Origin of the sequence: Acidovorax sacchari, assembly GCF_042847045.1 — a bacterium.
GTDB lineage: Bacteria > Pseudomonadota > Gammaproteobacteria > Burkholderiales > Burkholderiaceae_C > Paracidovorax > Paracidovorax sacchari.
This window is the reverse complement of record NZ_AP035783.1, coordinates 528,927-544,172: the sequence shown is the minus strand read 5'-3', so window position 1 is coordinate 544,172 and position 15,246 is coordinate 528,927. Positions and strand designations below refer to the sequence as shown.

The following is a 15,246-nucleotide window of genomic DNA, read 5'->3' as shown; positions in this document are numbered from 1 at the left end:
GGGCATGGTGACATCCCCTTCCACCCCGCCCTCTCCCGCCGCAGCCAGTGCACGCCGCGCATCCCTGTCGCCCCGCGCCTGGCTGGCGCTCGCGGGCTGGCTGCTGCTGTGCTTCATCGCCGCGGGCATCGGCAGCGCGGCCTCGGTGCAGGCGCCGCAGTTCTATGCCCAGCTGGTCCAGCCGCCCTGGGCGCCGCCGCCCGGCGTCTTCGGCCCCGTCTGGAGCGTGCTCTACACCCTCATGGGCATCGCCGCCTGGCTGGTCTGGCGGGAACCTGCAGGCGCGGCACGGCGCCACGCGCTCGCGCTTTTCTGCGTCCAGCTGGCGCTCAACGCGCTCTGGAGCTGGCTGTTCTTCCAGTGGCACCTGGGCGCCTGGGCCCTGGCGGACATCGCCCTGCTCGGTGCCTGCGTGGCCGCCACGTTCGTGGCCTTCCTGCGCATGCGGCCGCTGGCGGGCCTTCTGCTGTTGCCCTACCTGGCCTGGATCAGCTTCGCCGGAGCCCTCAACTACGTCCTCTGGCGCATGAATCCCGGCCTGCTCGGCTGACACGGCCCCACCCGGGGGCCAGCCTTTACAGCGCCTTGCGCAGGTTGGCCGGCGCGATCTTCAGCGCCTCGCGGTACTTGGCGACCGTGCGGCGCGCGCACTCGATGCCCTGCTCCTTGAGCATCTCCGCGATCTGGCTGTCCGACAGCGGCTTGGCCGGGCTCTCCGATGCGACGAACTGCTTGATGAGCGCACGCACGGCCGTGCTGGACGCATTGCCGCCCGTCTCCGTGCCCAGCCCCGAGCCGAAGAAATACTTCAGCTCGTAGGTCCCCTGGGGCGTGGCCATGTACTTGGCCGTGGTCACCCGGCTGATGGTGGACTCGTGCAGTCCCAGCTCGTCGGCGATGTCGCGCAGCACGAGCGGCCGCATGGCCAGCTCGCCATGCACGAAGAAGTTCTTCTGGCGGTCCACGATGGCGCGCGAGACGCGCAGGATGGTGTCGAACCGCTGCTGGATGTTCTTGATGAACCAGCGTGCCTCCTGCAGCCGCTGCTGCAGCGCCTGGTGCCCCTCGCCGCCGCGGTTGCCGCGCAGCGCGCCAGCGTAGATGTCGTGCACGCGCAGCCGCGGCATGACGTCCGGATTGAGCTGCACCGTGAACGCATGCGCGGCCCCGCGGCCGCTGCTCTTCTTCACGATCACGTCGGGAACGATGATGTTGCGCTCGACCTGCGCGAAAGCCCGGCCCGGCCGCGGTTCCAGCCGTGCGATGAGCGCCATCGCCGCGCGCGTGCACTCCTCGCTGGCACCGCAGCCCTGGGCGAGCCGGCGCACGTCGCGCCGCGCCAGCATCTCCAGCGGCTGACTGCAGATGCGCAGCGCCGCCTGCAGCACTTCGGGTTCCGCGTCGCCATCTTCCTGCAGGGCCCGCAGCTGCAGCGCCATGCATTCGCTCAGGCCGCGCGCGCCCACGCCCACGGGCTCCAGGCTCTGCAAGAGCCGCAGCGCCACCGTGAAGCGGTGCACCAGTTCCTCCACCTGCTCGGGGTCTTCCTCGCCCGCCAGGGCCACGGCCAGGGCTTCGAGCGACTCGTCGAGGTAGCCGTCGTCGTTCAGGGATTCGATCAGGAAGCGGAGCGCCGCGCGGTCCACCTCCGACAGGCGCAGCGACAGCGCCTGCCGGTGCAGGTAATCGGTAAGCGACTCGTGCTCGCGCGCGAGTTCGGTGGCGTCCGTGTCGTCCTCGTCCCCCATCTGGTTGCGGGTGCGTGCGGGCGCCTCGCCGCCCCACTCGCCGTCGTCGGGTGCCATCTCGACGGTGCCGTCGCCCTCCCAGTCCGGCGCGTCGGGCACCTCCGGCGCGTCCGGGCCTTCGGATGCGCCCTCGCCGGGCGACGAGGCTGCCGCCTCCGTGGCCCCGCTGGCCGGCGTATAGAGGGACTCCTCCGCACCGCGGTCGGCATCGCTCACCGGCGCATCCGCCTGCGGCAACCCGAACTCCTCGCGCGGCGCCTCGTCCGGATTGCGCTCTAGGAAGGGGTTCTCGTCGAGCATCTGCTCGACTTCCTGCGACAGCTCCAGCGTGGACAGCTGCAGCAGCCGGATCGACTGCTGCAGTTGCGGCGTCAGCGCCAGATGCTGCGAGATGCGCAGCGACAGTCCCGGCTTCATCACATGCGGAAGTGTTCGCCGAGGTACACGCGGCGCACTTCGGCGTTGTCCACGATCTCCGAGGGAGTGCCCTGCGCGAGCACCCGGCCGTCGCTGATGATGAAGGCGTGGTCGCAGATGCCCAGCGTCTCGCGCACGTTGTGGTCGGTGATGAGCACGCCGATGCCGCGCGCCTTCAGGAAGCCGATGATGCGCTGGATCTCGATCACCGCGATCGGGTCGATGCCCGCGAACGGCTCGTCCAGCAGGATGAACCGCGGCTGGGTGGCCAGAGCGCGCGCGATCTCCACGCGGCGGCGCTCGCCGCCCGAGAGCGCGAGCGCGGGCGAGGCGCGCAGGTGGTCCACCCGCAACTCCTGCAGGAGCGCGGTGAGGCGCTCCTCGATTTCCTCGCGCGCGAGCGGCCGGCCGTCGTCGCCGCGCTGAAGCTCCAGCACGGCGCGCACGTTTTCCTCCACGGAGAGCTTGCGGAAGATCGAGGCCTCCTGCGGAAGGTACGACAGCCCCAGGCGGGAACGACGGTGGATCGGCATGTTCGCCACCGACTGCCCGTCGATGCGGATGTCACCGCCGTCGCTGCGCACCAGGCCCACGATCATGTAGAACGACGTGGTCTTGCCCGCGCCGTTGGGGCCGAGCAGGCCGACGACCTCGCCCTTCTGCACGACCATGGAAACATCCTTGACCACCTTGCGGGTGCCGTAGGACTTCTCGAGATGCATCGCCTCCAGGCGGCTCGGCGCGTCCGCTGCCGGTGCCGCCGCGGCGTCCGGTGGGTGGGAAACCGCCATGCTCACTTCGCTCCGTTGCCCAGTTCGTTGCTGCGGCGCAGCGTGGGAGCGGGCCCCGGTGCCGGAGCCGCCGCGGGTGCCGAAGCGGTCTCCTTGGGCGAGAGCACCGCACGCACGCGCCCGCCCGGCGTACCGGACGACGCGGCACCCGCGGGCGCGGTCTTCTGGCCGTCCACGGTGAAGACGTCGGTGGTGTTGTTGTAGACGATCAGCGCGCCGGCCATCTCGTCGGTGAGGGTGGATTCGCGGTAGCGGCGCAGCTCCGCGCGGCGGATCAGGCGCACCAGGTCAGCCCGGCCGTCGTACTCGATCACCTCGCCCTCGCCCTCGACGAACTCGTCCGGGGCGCCGGGCGCGGTGTCGCGCTTCTGGCGGAAGAAGGCCCGCTTGCCAGGCTCGGCCGTCATGGTGCCGTACTGGAAGCCGTCCGGGTCCTGCCGCACGTCCAGCCGGGTGCCGCGCAGCACGATGGTGCCCTTGGTCACCACCACGCGCCCGGTGAACACGCTGGTCTGCTTGAGTTCATCGTGGCGCAGTGCGTCGGCCTCGATGTTCATCGGCTTGTTGCGATCGGCTTTTTCGGCCTGGGCAGGCCCCACGGCGAATGCCATGGACGCCAGCAGGAGGAGGGTGGGGAGGAGTCTGGGTCTCATAGAGGGCACGAATCTTGCAAAGATTGTAGTCCCCCGCTGCGGCAGCGCAGACGCCGGAAAGGAAAAGCCCGCCGGAGCGGGCTTTTTGCCGGGGCGGAGGGCGGCGCCCCTGGACGGGATGTCAGCCCTTGCGGGCCAGGCCCGCCAGGTATTCCACCACCTGCAGCACGTTCTGCATGCTGCCGGCCATGGTGCCGTCGGTGTAGAACCGGCCGGCCACGCCCATGGAGGGCACGCCCTCGACGCCGTACGCATCCTGCAGCTGGGCGGCCTTGCGCAGCTGGTTGGAGACGGTGAAGGAGTTGTAGACCTCCTTGAACTTGGCCACGTCCACGCCCTGCTTGCCGACCCATTCGAAGATCTGGTCGTCCTTGTTGAGGGGCAGCTTTTCCACGTGCACGGCGCGGAACACCTTGGCGTGCACCTCGGGCAGCTTGCCCATGCCCTCCAGGGCAAAATACAGCTTCTGCTGCGCGGCGAAGCTGGAATTGAAGGCCACCGGAACGCGGCGGATCACGAGGTCCTTCGGGGCGGACTTGATCCAGGCCTCGAGCGTCGGCTCGAAGGCGTTGCAGTGCGGGCAGCTGTACCAGAAGAACTCGATGACCTCGACCTTGCCGGCGGGCGCATCGGTGGGGGCCGGCTTGGCCAGGCGGGTGTAGTCCTTGCCCTCCTTGAACTGGCGCGCCTGCGCGAAGGCGGGCGTGGCCACCGGCAGCGCGACGGCGGAAGCGGCCACGGCGGTGGCGGCAGAGAGGGAGAACTCGCGGCGTTTCATGGAAAAGGGCACTCCTGGTTACGGTATCTGGAGGATTAGGAGCCGCGCCGTGCGGCAAAGTTCAGTGGCTCGGTCAGTGCTGCACGCGCACCAGTGCGGACTCCACCCCGGCGCCATCGAGCTTCTCCTTGAGCATCTCGGCATCGTCGCGCTTGGTGAACGGGCCCACGCGCACGCGGAACACCGTCCGGCCGTTCTGTTCGCGCTCGCTCACGCGGGCTTCCCAGCCCAGCATGGCCAGCTTGGCGCGCTGCGCATCGGCATCGCCCTGGGTGCGGAAGGCGCCGGCCTGCACGAAGTAATCGAACGGCTCGGCGCCGGCAGCGGCACGCGCGCGCGCCAGGTCGCCCAGCGGATCGGCCGACGAGGCGCCGGCCACCGGCCTGCTCGCGGCGGGCCGCGGCGTGGACGCGGCCGCTACCGCAGCGGATGCCGCGGGCATGCTGGCCGGTGCGGGCTCGACACCCGCCACGGCCGGCGTGCTGGCCGCCGGCGTGGCCGGCCGCGCCGGATTCTTGCCGTACAGCGGCGAATTCGGGTCCCAGTTCTTGTTGCGCTGGGATTCGAGGGCATCCTGGTCGGAACTGCGTGCCCCACCCTTGTTGAGGAAGGGTACCGGCACCTTGGTCACGTACACCGCCACGGCGAGCGCCACGCCCAGGCCGACGACGATCCCCAGGATGAAGCCGACGGCCGAACCGCCGCGTTGCTGCTTCTTGGTCATATTTGGCTAGAGACTCACATTCTGGCTGGCGCCGACACGCCCAGCACCGCCAGGCCATTGTGCAATACCTGCGCCGTGGCGGCGACCAGCGCAAGGCGCGCGCGCCTGACGGCCTCGTCGTCCACCAGGATGCGCTCCGCGTCGTAGTAGCTGTGGTAGCTGGCAGCCAGGTCGCGCAGGTAGAAGGTCACGTCGTGCGGGGCCTCGCCCTCGGCGGCGGCCGTCAGCATCTCGGGGTACTTGGCCAGCTGCAGCATCAGGGCCTGGGCCTGCGGGCCTTCCAGCGCCGACAGATCCACATCCTTGAGCGAAGCGACGTCGCCGCCGCCGGCCTCTGCCCAAGCCCGCAGCACCGACTGGATGCGCGCATGCGCGTACTGCACGTAATAGACCGGGTTGTCGTTGTTCTGCGCCACGGCCAGATCGACATCGAAGGTGTATTCCGTGTCGGGCTTGCGCGAGAGCAGGAAGAAGCGCACCGCGTCCTTGCTGGTCCATTCGATCAGGTCGCGCAGCGTCACGTAGCTGCCCGCGCGCTTGCCGATCTTCACCTCTTTTCCGCCCTTGACCACGCGCACCATGGTGTGCAGCACGTAGTCGGGATAGCCCTGCGGGATGCCCACGTCGGCGGCCTGCAGGCCGGCGCGCACGCGCGCGATGGTGCCGTGGTGGTCGGTGCCCTGGATGTTCACCACCTTGGCGAAGCCGCGCTCCCATTTGGAGATGTGGTAGGCCACGTCGGGCACGAAGTACGTGTACGTGCCGTCCTTCTTGCGCATCACGCGGTCCTTGTCGTCACCGTAGTCGGTGGACTTGAGCCACAGCGCGCCGTCCTGCTCGTAGGTGTGGCCGCGCTCGACCAGGCGGTTCACCGTGGCCTCGACGCGGCCCGTGGTGTAGAGGCTCGACTCCAGGTAATACTGGTCGAAATGCAGGTTGAACGCCCGCAGATCCTTGTCCTGCTCGTTGCGCAGGTAGGCCACGGCGAACTGGCGGATGTTGTCGTAATCCTCGACGTCGCCGTTCGCGGTGAATGCACGGTCTTCGGCCTGGACAGTCTTCTTCGCCAGAAAGTCGTTGGCGATGTCCTGGATGTACTCGCCGTTGTAGAACGCCTTGGAGGCCGGGTTCTCCGGATCCGTGGGCCAGCACTCGTCGCCGGGCTTGAACCCTTTGGCTCGCAGCTGCGTGCTCTTGGCCAGCGTTTCGATCTGCACGCCGGCATCGTTGTAGTAATACTCGCGGTGCACGCTCCAGCCCTGGGTGGCGAAGAGGTTGCAGATCGCATCGCCCAGGGCCGCCTGGCGGCCGTGGCCCACGTGCAGCGGCCCCGTGGGATTGGCGGAGACGAACTCGACCAGCACGCGCTGGCCGTTGTCCTTCTGGTAGCCGAACCGGTCGCCGGCGGCCAGCACCTCGCGCACGATCTCCTGCTTGGCTGCGGCCTTGAGGCGGATGTTCAGGAAGCCGGGGCCGGCGATCTCGATGGCATCGACCCAGCGCGCGAAGGCCGGCGTGGCCTCCAGCGCGGCCTTGAGCTGTTCGCCCAGTGCGCGCGGATTGAGCTTGAGCGGCTTGGCCAGCTGCATGGCGGCGGTGCAGGCGAAATCGCCGTGCGCAGCCACCTTCGGGGATTCGAAAGCAGCGCGCCCGGCAGCGCCGGGCGAGAGTTTTTCCAGCTCGCCGGCCAGCGCCGCGAGCAATTCCTGTTTGACGGAGAGCATGCGTGGATTCTACGGGCCGGCCGTCATCCGCCCGGGCCCGGCCGGCGTTAAGCTGGACAGCCCCGGTCTCCGCCAGTGGCGGCCGGGGCGGACCACCCCCTCACATCATCCGCAGGAGCATTACATGAAGAAGCTGCTTTCGATGCTGGCCGCCACCGGCCTGGCCCTCTCCTTCGCGACGGCCCACGCCGCAGACACCGCGGCCCCGGCCGCCTCCGCACCTGCCGCCGCCACCGCGGCCGCTTCCAAGCCGGCCAAGGCACCGACCGCGCAGCAGGGCAAGATGACCACCTGCAACGCCGAAGCCAAGGACAAGAAGGGCGACGAGCGCAAGGCCTTCATGAAGGAATGCCTCTCGGCCAAGAAGCCCGCCACCCAGCAGGACAAGATGAAGACCTGCAATGCCGATGCCAAGACCAAGGCGCTCAAGGGAGACGAGCGCAAGGCGTTCATGAAGGAATGTCTGAGCGGGAAGTGACATCCCCCTGAGGCGGCTGCGCCGCCTTTCCCCCTTCTCTCGCCGCGCTGCGCGCGGCGGGAAGGGGGAGTGAGGACCGCGGCTCCATGCCCGCCTGCGCGGGCATGGACGGGACGAACGCCCCCCGACTCTGGCGGGGGGCTGGATGCTGGTGGCCCGGCAAAGCCGGTTCCACGGCATCTGCTGGCCTGGCCTGCTCCGCGGCCTTCTGGATCTTTGGGAGCGAAGGCCACTGGCGGAGCTGGATACAGTCCTCCATCCCAGAACACATGCGCTCGAAGGAATGGCTTGGCGCCGGTAATGCACAGGCCGTTCGCTGGCGAAGGCGCGCTCGGCCCTCATCAGCACATGGTTAGCGCCCGGATGCCGCAATGGCCTCCGGGCGTATTTCTTTTACCGGGCGCCGACGCCCCGTGCGAGGAAGACGGCGAGGAGCGGGATCACGGCCAGCAGATGGGCCTCGATCATGACGAGGCGGCGCGTGCTGCGGATGGCGGCTTCGTCGGGCAGTGCGCCGGTGGCGCGCAGGGTCTTGCGCCAGCGCAGGAAGCGCATGGTGGGGGCGATGGAGAGCAGGCCGATCACCACGAACAGGGTGACCTTGGCGTGCAGGAGCGGCTGCGCCGCATACCAGGCGGCACCCTTCATGCCCCAGACCACACGGGCCCCGCCCGTGGCCAGGACGGCCAGGGCCGAAAGGCCGTAGAACAGGTCCACGCGCGCGAGGCGCTCCACGACGGCGGCATTCATCCACTCCTTGCGGCAAAGCGCGGCCTCGCTCGCGAGGAAGACGGCCATGGTCAGGATGGCCAGGAAATGGGCATAGGCCAGCAGGGCTTCGGTGGTCACGCGGCGATCCTTTGCATCGAAGGGGGTGGCGCATGGTAGCGCGCCCCGCCCTCTTCTCTTTAGGCCGCGTGGCGGTGCCGGCTACTTCTGCGCGGGCAGCGCGTAGGCGCGCACGCTGTCGCCGGGCTTGGTGCCCGTGGAGCCGTGCCCGCCGGCCACGACGACCACGTACTGCCGGCCGTCTTCACCCGTATAGCTCATCGGCGTGGCCTGCCCTCCGGCGGGCAGGCGGTCCTGCCAGAGGACGCGTCCGCCGTTCAGGTCGTAGGCGCGCACATAGTTGTCCAGTGCGCCCGAATAGAAGGCCACGCCACCTCCTGTGAGCATCGGCCCGCCGATGCCGGGCACGCCCATGCGGAAGGGCAGCGGCAGCGGCGACAGGTCCCGCACCGTTCCATTGCGGTGCTTCCAGGCCACCTGGCCGGTGCGCAGGTCCACCCCGGCCACGTATCCCCAGGGCGGCGCCTGGCAGGGCAGGCCCACGGGTGACATGAACGGCTTCATCGAGGCGGCGAAGGGCGCGCCGAAGTTCTCGTTCAGCGCCGGCAGGCTGCCCTTGGGCGGTCCGCCCTCCTGCACCATCAGGCTGGTGTCGTCCTTGCGCGGCACCAGCCTGGAGACGAACGCGAGGTAGGTCGGCGTGGTGAAGGCCACCTGCCGCTGCGGATCGACAGCGATGCCGCCCCAGTTGAACACGCCGAAGTTGCCCGGATAGATGATGCTGCCCTGCTCCGACGGCGGCGTGAAGCGGCCCTCGTAGCGCAGGCGGTGGAAGGCGATGCGGCAGGCAAGCTGGTCGAACATCGTGCCGCCCCACATGTCGCGCTCGGTGAGCGGAGGCGGGTCGAACGACAGGGCCGACTTCGGCTGCGTGGGCGCCGTGCGGTCGCCCTGGGCTGCGCCCTGCGGCGCGGGATGCTCCGTCACCGGCAGGATCGGCGTGCCGGTGCGCCGGTCGAGCACGAACAGCTCGCCCTGCTTGGTGGGCTGCACCAGAGCGGGCACGGTCTGCCCGCCCACCTGCAGGTCGATCAGCGTGGGCTGCGAGGGCACGTCGTAGTCCCACAGGTCATGGTGCACGGTCTGGAAGTGCCAGCGCACCTTGCCACTGTCCAGGTCCAGCGCGACGACGGAGGAGGAATACTTCTCCACCGCCGGGCTGCGGTTGCCGCCCCACTGGTCGGGTGGCTGGTTGCCCATGGGCACGTACACCATGCCGAGTGTTTCATCGACGCTGGAGATCGACCAGCTGTTGGGCGAATTGGGCGTGTAGGTGCGGCCGGGCGGCAGGGGCGCGGTGTCGTCGGGGTTGCCGGAATCCCAGTTCCAGACCAGCGCGCCGGAGTCGATGTCGAAGGCGCGGATCACGCCGGATTGCTCCTTCACCGAGGCGTTGTCCAGCACCGTGCCGCCCACGATCACAAGGCGCTGCGTGACCACCACGGGAGACGTCGAATAGTAGGCGCCGGGGCGCAGGTTGGGCATGCGCTGCCACAGGTCGATCTGGCCCGTGCCACCGCCGAAGTTGGTGCACACGGCGCCGCTTTCGGGGTTGAGCGCGATCACGCGGCCGTCGGCCGTGGGCATGAAGAGCTTGGCGCGGCAGGCGGCGTCGGTGGGGCCTTTGCGGGCCGCGATGGGCGGCTGGCGCTGGTCCGCCGCCTGCGTGGCAGGGGCTGCCGGCTGCGTGGTCGTGGGTGAAGCATGGGGCGCCGGCTCGGTGCGCTCGCCGCCCGCAGCGGCGCCCGCCACGGCGTTGAGCGCTGCGGGCGACGCATCGGCGACGGGGTCGCGCGGCGGCTGGTACGACAGCCCCCGGCAGGTCAGGTGCTGCAGCGCCAGCTTGCCCTCGATCTGCGGGTCGTACCGCCAGAGCTGCTTGCCGGTGGTTGCGTCGAGCGCGATCACCGACTGGTGCGGCGTGCACAGGAACAGGCGGTTGCCGATCTTCAGCGGCGTGACCTCATAGGTGGTCTCTTCCGGGTCGCCCTCCTTGCCGCGCACGTCGCCCGTGCGGAACTCCCAGGCCATTTTCAGCTGCGAGGCGTTGTCGGGCGTGATCTGCGCCAGCGGGGAGAAACGCTGGCCATGGCCGGTGCGGCCGTAGGCGTGCCATTCGCCATCGGGCAGCGTGGGCGCGGCCTGGGCCGGCGCGGGCACGGACTCGCCCGCCAGCTGGCCGGCGAGCTCATGCGGAGCGGTGAACCAGGAGGCCGCCGCCAGCACGGCGGACAGCAGCAGCGCCAGCCCCAGCGCCATGCGCGGCATGCGCAGCGCGGAAGCCCTGGCCGCGGCATCGCCGGAAGCATTCGGCCGGGGCGATGCGGGCTCGCGCAACAGCGACCGGCGCATCCACGGCGTCGCCAGCCAGAGGCCGAGCACGAACAACACATCCAGCCGCGCGGCGAGCGGCCACCAGTCCACGCCCACCTCCCACACCGCCCAGGCCGTGGAGCCCAGCAGGAGCGCGGCGTACACCCAGAGCCCCCCCGCGGATCGCCGCGCGAGCAGCACGCCCGAAGCCAGCAGCGCGAGCCCGGCGACGAGGTAGTAGGGGCTGCCGCCCAGTGAAACGAGCCATGCGCCCGCACCTGCAACGAGAATGCCTGTGATGCCGACGAGAACGCCGGTGATGCGTGCGAGCCCTGCCATTGTGGTTGTCCTTTGTGTCCATGCCCCGGCCGGCCATCGGCGCAACAATGCAGCGGGATGGAGAAGAGGATCGGCCCGGAGGGACGAATCTAGGCGTGCGGAGCGTGCATGCCCCGTCGGCGCGTGGCCTGCACACCTGTGGGGCGCGGCCTACACTGCGTGCGTGCAGCAGGGCGTCAGCGCGCGCCGAACTCCTGCCGCACCCAGTCGTCGATCAGGCCCTTTTCGTACCGCAGCGGATCGGTCCCGCCGCGTGCCGCCCGCTCCATGAACGCGGGGTCGCGCAATTCGCGGCGCCCCGACTGCAACACCGAACCGTCGGCGGCCAGCCGCTTGAACTCGAGCACGATGCGCGGCGGATAGATGTCGCGCACGATGCGCACCTGTCCGGCCTGCGGACCGCGCCAGGGCTCGAAACCGCCGGCACGCTGCACATCGGTGATCCGCACCTCCAGCCGCTGGCCTTCGGGCAGCGCCGCGGCTGCGGTTTCCGACAGGTACAGGCAGAGCGCGTCCACCCAGGCACGGCGGGCCTGCCCGGTTTCTGGGGCCCCGCGGCGGGCATCGCTGAAGCCGGCCGGATCGGCATAGGTCACGCTGACGATGCCGGGCGGCGGCGAGCCCTTGGCCCGGGAAGGCGCCGCGGCGCCGTCGCGCCGGGCAGGCACGGCGGCGGTGTCCTGCGCGGGTACCGGAGCACCGCCGGGTGCACCCGCGCAGCCGGCCAGCAGGCTGGCCAGCGCCAGCGCGGCCGGCACCCGGCCCGGACCGGGACGGCGCAAAAGAACTTGAAGCGGGGCATGGAGTCGGTGCGTCATGGCGATGGTGGGGTCGGGAGGGTGGGAGCGGTGAGCGCATGCGCGGCGCGGCGCCAGAACGCCGGCTGCGCATAGTGGTGCTTGAGGTAGTCGATCCACAGCCGCACGCGCAGCGGCAGATGGCGGGCATGGGGAAAGACCACGTAGATGCCGTTGGGCGGCGCGGCGAAATCCTCCAGCACGGCCACCAGCCGGCCGGCGGCGATCTCGGCCTCCACCTCCCAGGTGCTGCGCCACGCGATGCCCCAGCCCCCCAGGCACCAGTCATGCAGCACCTGTCCGTCGGAGCAGTCGAGGGGGCCGGTGGGCTTGACATGCACTACGTCGCCGGGCGCGCCGTCCGCGTCTGCAGGGGGCATGCGGAAGGCCCAGCCACGCGTCTGCGACGCGTCGCTCGACAGCATCAGGCAGGCGTGCCGCGCGAGTTCGGACGGATGCTTCGGCGTGCCGTGGCGCTCCAGGTAGGCGGGCGTGGCCACGCAGAGCCTGCGGTTGTCGGCGATGCGCACGCTCACCAGCGAGGAATCGGGCAGGTCACCCACGCGCACGGCGCAGTCGAACCCCTCCCCCGCCAGGTCCACCACGCGGTCGCTGAGGTTGAGGGAAATGCGCACGTCGGGATGCAGGTCGCGGAACAGCGGCACCAGCGGCGCCACGTGGCGCCGTCCGAACCCCGCGGGCGCGGTGATGCGCAGGTGCCCCGTGGCCCGTGCCCCGCCGACCGAGACGCTGGCCTCGGCCTCGGCCACATCGGCCAGCAGGCGCTGGCAATCCTCCAGAAAGGCGCTGCCCTCGTGCGTGAGGCTGATGCGCCGCGTGGTGCGCACCATAAGCTTCACGCCCAGGTGCTCTTCCAGCGCGTCCAGGCGCCGCCCCATGATGGCGGGCGCCACGCCCTCGGCGCGTGCCGCGGCGGTGAGGCTGCCGCGCGTCGCCACCGACACGAACGACTCGAAGGCCTTGAGCTTGTCCATGGGCTGCGATTATCGGCAGCCTGTAACCGCCGGGCACCACCGGTGTACATCTCGCGCCACCTGTCCGGGCATCGATCCAGAAAAGACCCACTGAACACGAGGTTGAATGCTACTGGAACCATAGCAAACCAATGGACACGGTTGTTGCATGCCGCAAGACCGAAGCCCTTCTGGTCACCCTTCCCTGGATTCGTGCAAAAAAGTCACGGGTTCTGCGATTCGAGGGTGGTTTATGCGGATAAAAAATTCAAATACAGTGACTCCATCATTCGACCCAGTCCACCACACCATGACCGACCGCACCACCGTCCACGGCCTGCAAGTGGCCACGCTCCTGCACCAATTCATCGAAGAGCGCGTGCTCCCCGGTACGGGCGTTGACGCCGCCGCGTTCTGGTCCGGCTTCGATGCCATCGTGCGGGAGCTGGCTCCGCGCAATATCGCCCTGCTGGCCGAGCGCGACCGCCTGCAGGCCGAACTGGACACCTGGCACAAGGCCCATCCCGGCCCGGTCACCGACATGGCGGGCTACCGCGCCTTCCTCGAGAAGATCGGCTACCTCGTGCCGCAGCCCGCGGGCGTGCAGGCCACCACCGCCAACGTGGACGACGAGCTCGCCATCCAGGCCGGCCCGCAGCTGGTCGTGCCCATCCTGAACGCACGCTACGCCCTCAACGCCGCCAACGCGCGCTGGGGCAGCCTGTACGACGCGCTCTACGGCACCGACGCCATCTCCGAAGAGGGCGCCGAAAAGGGCAAGGGCTACAACCCGGTGCGCGGAGCCAGGGTGATCGCATTCGCGCGCGGGGTGCTGGACCAGGCCGTGCCGCTGCAGGACGCTTCCCATGCCGATGCGGAGATGTACAGCGTCGCGGACGGCACGCTCATCGTCCGCCTGAAGAATGGCCGCACCACCGGGCTGAAGGACCCGTCCCAGTTCGTGGGCTACACCCCCGGCAGCCACTCCGCCTACCCGGCTTCCATCCTGCTGGTGCACAACGGCCTGCACATCGACATCCAGATCGACCGCAACACCACCATCGGCAAGACCGACCCGGCGGGCATCAGCGACGTGATCGTGGAAGCCGCGCTCTCCACCATCCTCGACCTGGAAGACTCCGTCGCCGCCGTCGATGCCGAGGACAAGGTGGCCGGCTACGCCAACTGGCTGGGCATCCTGCAGGGCACGCTGACCGAATCCTTCGTCAAGGGCGGCCAGACCGTCACGCGGGGCCTGAACGCCGACCGCATCTACACCGCGCCCGGAGGCAGCGGCGAAGTGCGCCTGCACGGCCGCTCGCTCATGTTCCTGCGCAACGTGGGCCACCTGATGACCAATCCGGCCGTGTTGTGGACCGATGCGCAGGGCGTGCAGCGCGAGATCCCGGAAGGCATCCTGGACGCGGTCGTCACCACCGCCATCGCACTGCACGACCTGCAGGGCAAGGGCCAGGCCGGCATCCGCAACTCGCGCAAGGGCAGCGTCTATATCGTCAAGCCCAAGATGCACGGCCCGGCCGAAGTGGCCTTCGCCAGCGAGCTCTTCGCCCGCGTGGAACGCCTGCTGGGCCTGCCGGAGAACACCGTCAAGCTGGGCATCATGGACGAAGAGCGCCGCACCAGCGTGAACCTGAAGGCCTGCATCGCCGCGGCGTCGGCCCGCGTGGCCTTCATCAACACCGGCTTCCTGGACCGCACCGGCGACGAGATGCACACCGCCATGCAGGCCGGCCCCATGGTGCGCAAGGGCGACATGAAGGCCAGTGCCTGGATCCAGGCCTACGAGAAGAACAACGTGCTGGTGGGCCTGTCGTGCGGCCTGCGCGGCAAGGCCCAGATCGGCAAGGGCATGTGGGCCATGCCCGACATGATGAAGGCCATGCTGGAGCAGAAGATCGCCCACCCCAAGGCCGGCGCCAACACCGCCTGGGTGCCCAGCCCCACGGGCGCCACGCTGCACGCCCTGCACTACCACCAGGTCAACGTGGCCGACGTGCAGAAGGAACTGGAAAAGACCAGCGCCGATGCCGAGCGCGACAACCTGCTCACCGGCCTGCTGACCATTCCCGTGGCCGCCAACCCGCAGTGGACCGATGCCGAGAAGCAGCAGGAACTGGACAACAACGCCCAGGGCATCCTCGGCTACGTGGTGCGCTGGATCGACCAGGGCGTGGGCTGCTCCAAGGTGCCCGACATCCACGACGTGGGCCTGATGGAAGACCGCGCCACGCTGCGCATCAGCAGCCAGCACATCGCCAACTGGCTGCTGCACGGCGTGGTGACCGAGGCCCAGGTGCGCACGACCTTCGAGCGCATGGCTGCCGTGGTGGACCAGCAGAACGCGGGCGATCCGGCCTACCGGAAGATGGCCGGCCGCTTCGCCGAGTCCGCCGCCTACCAGGCCGCCTGCGACCTGGTGTTCAAGGGCGTGGAACAGCCCAGCGGCTATACCGAGCCGCTGCTGCACGCCTGGCGGCTGAAGGTGAAGTCCGGCGCGGCCTGATCCGCCTCCGCACCGCCCGAAGGCACCCGAGAGGGTGCCTTTTTTCATGGTGAAAAGCCGTCCCCCGCCGAAGGGCACCCTGGAGTCATCGCACAACCCGGAATAAACATCAAGTTACAATCAGGGTTTACCCTGAC

At 69.5% G+C, this 15,246-nt stretch carries 13 protein-coding genes; 3 read left to right on the top strand and 10 right to left on the bottom strand.

Going from position 1 to position 15,246, the window contains the following annotated elements:
* Nucleotides 1-4 precede the first annotated feature (4 nt).
* Entirely contained in the window at nt 5-550 is a 546-nt protein-coding gene (locus ACGHC0_RS02520) for a TspO/MBR family protein (protein ID WP_368353859.1), read from the top strand.
* Nucleotides 551-575: 25 nt separating this feature from the next.
* Here the strand turns inward: ACGHC0_RS02520 and ACGHC0_RS02515 are convergent, their stop codons facing one another.
* The 6 genes from ACGHC0_RS02515 to argS form a co-directional block, all read right to left on the bottom strand.
* Complete coding sequence (locus ACGHC0_RS02515; RefSeq protein ID WP_368353858.1) at nt 576-2,165, bottom strand: RNA polymerase factor sigma-54; 1,590 nt, start codon at nt 2,163-2,165, stop codon at nt 576-578.
* Nucleotides 2,165-2,956, bottom strand: a complete 792-nt coding sequence (gene lptB, locus ACGHC0_RS02510; protein ID WP_368353857.1) for an LPS export ABC transporter ATP-binding protein — start codon at nt 2,954-2,956, stop codon at nt 2,165-2,167. Before lptB ends, ACGHC0_RS02515 begins: the two co-directional genes overlap by 1 nt.
* A gap of 2 nt (nt 2,957-2,958) precedes the next feature.
* Entirely contained in the window at nt 2,959-3,609 is a 651-nt protein-coding gene (lptA, locus tag ACGHC0_RS02505) for a lipopolysaccharide transport periplasmic protein LptA (protein ID WP_368353856.1), read from the bottom strand.
* Nucleotides 3,610-3,730: 121 nt separating this feature from the next.
* Nucleotides 3,731-4,387, bottom strand: a complete 657-nt coding sequence (locus ACGHC0_RS02500) for a thiol:disulfide interchange protein DsbA/DsbL (protein ID WP_368353855.1) — start codon at nt 4,385-4,387, stop codon at nt 3,731-3,733.
* Nucleotides 4,388-4,460: 73 nt separating this feature from the next.
* Nucleotides 4,461-5,111 carry an SPOR domain-containing protein gene (locus ACGHC0_RS02495; RefSeq protein WP_415267347.1) on the bottom strand — a complete coding sequence of 217 codons (651 nt, stop codon included), beginning with the start codon at nt 5,109-5,111 and terminating at the stop codon, nt 4,461-4,463.
* A gap of 14 nt (nt 5,112-5,125) precedes the next feature.
* Nucleotides 5,126-6,835 carry an arginine--tRNA ligase gene (gene argS, locus ACGHC0_RS02490; RefSeq protein ID WP_415267346.1) on the bottom strand — a complete coding sequence of 570 codons (1,710 nt, stop codon included), beginning with the start codon at nt 6,833-6,835 and terminating at the stop codon, nt 5,126-5,128.
* Nucleotides 6,836-6,959: 124 nt separating this feature from the next.
* On the opposite strand from argS, the gene ACGHC0_RS02485 reads away from it, so the two are divergent.
* A complete protein-coding gene (locus ACGHC0_RS02485) occupies nt 6,960-7,313 on the top strand; it encodes a PsiF family protein (protein WP_107171421.1) in 354 nt (117 codons plus the stop codon).
* Between the two features lie 393 nt (nt 7,314-7,706).
* Here ACGHC0_RS02485 and ACGHC0_RS02480 read toward each other — a convergent pair whose 3' ends face one another.
* The 4 genes from ACGHC0_RS02480 to ACGHC0_RS02465 all read right to left on the bottom strand — a co-directional run bounded on the left by ACGHC0_RS02480 (nt 7,707) and on the right by ACGHC0_RS02465 (nt 12,606).
* Nucleotides 7,707-8,162 (bottom strand): DUF2214 family protein, encoded by a 456-nt coding sequence (locus ACGHC0_RS02480; RefSeq protein WP_415267345.1) that lies wholly within the window; start codon nt 8,160-8,162, stop codon nt 7,707-7,709.
* A gap of 81 nt (nt 8,163-8,243) precedes the next feature.
* Complete coding sequence (locus ACGHC0_RS02475) at nt 8,244-10,814, bottom strand: glucose/quinate/shikimate family membrane-bound PQQ-dependent dehydrogenase (RefSeq protein WP_415267344.1); 2,571 nt, start codon at nt 10,812-10,814, stop codon at nt 8,244-8,246.
* A 176-nt stretch (nt 10,815-10,990) separates the two neighbouring features.
* Nucleotides 10,991-11,632 carry a DUF3016 domain-containing protein gene (locus ACGHC0_RS02470; RefSeq protein ID WP_415267343.1) on the bottom strand — a complete coding sequence of 214 codons (642 nt, stop codon included), beginning with the start codon at nt 11,630-11,632 and terminating at the stop codon, nt 10,991-10,993.
* On the bottom strand, nt 11,629-12,606 hold the full coding sequence (locus ACGHC0_RS02465; protein WP_415267342.1) for a LysR family transcriptional regulator: 978 nt from the start codon (nt 12,604-12,606) through the stop codon (nt 11,629-11,631). Before ACGHC0_RS02465 ends, ACGHC0_RS02470 begins: the two co-directional genes overlap by 4 nt.
* A 289-nt stretch (nt 12,607-12,895) precedes the next feature.
* Between ACGHC0_RS02465 and ACGHC0_RS02460 the strand changes: the two genes are divergently transcribed.
* Complete coding sequence (locus tag ACGHC0_RS02460; protein ID WP_415267341.1) at nt 12,896-15,109, top strand: malate synthase G; 2,214 nt, start codon at nt 12,896-12,898, stop codon at nt 15,107-15,109.
* Nucleotides 15,110-15,246 lie beyond the last annotated feature (137 nt).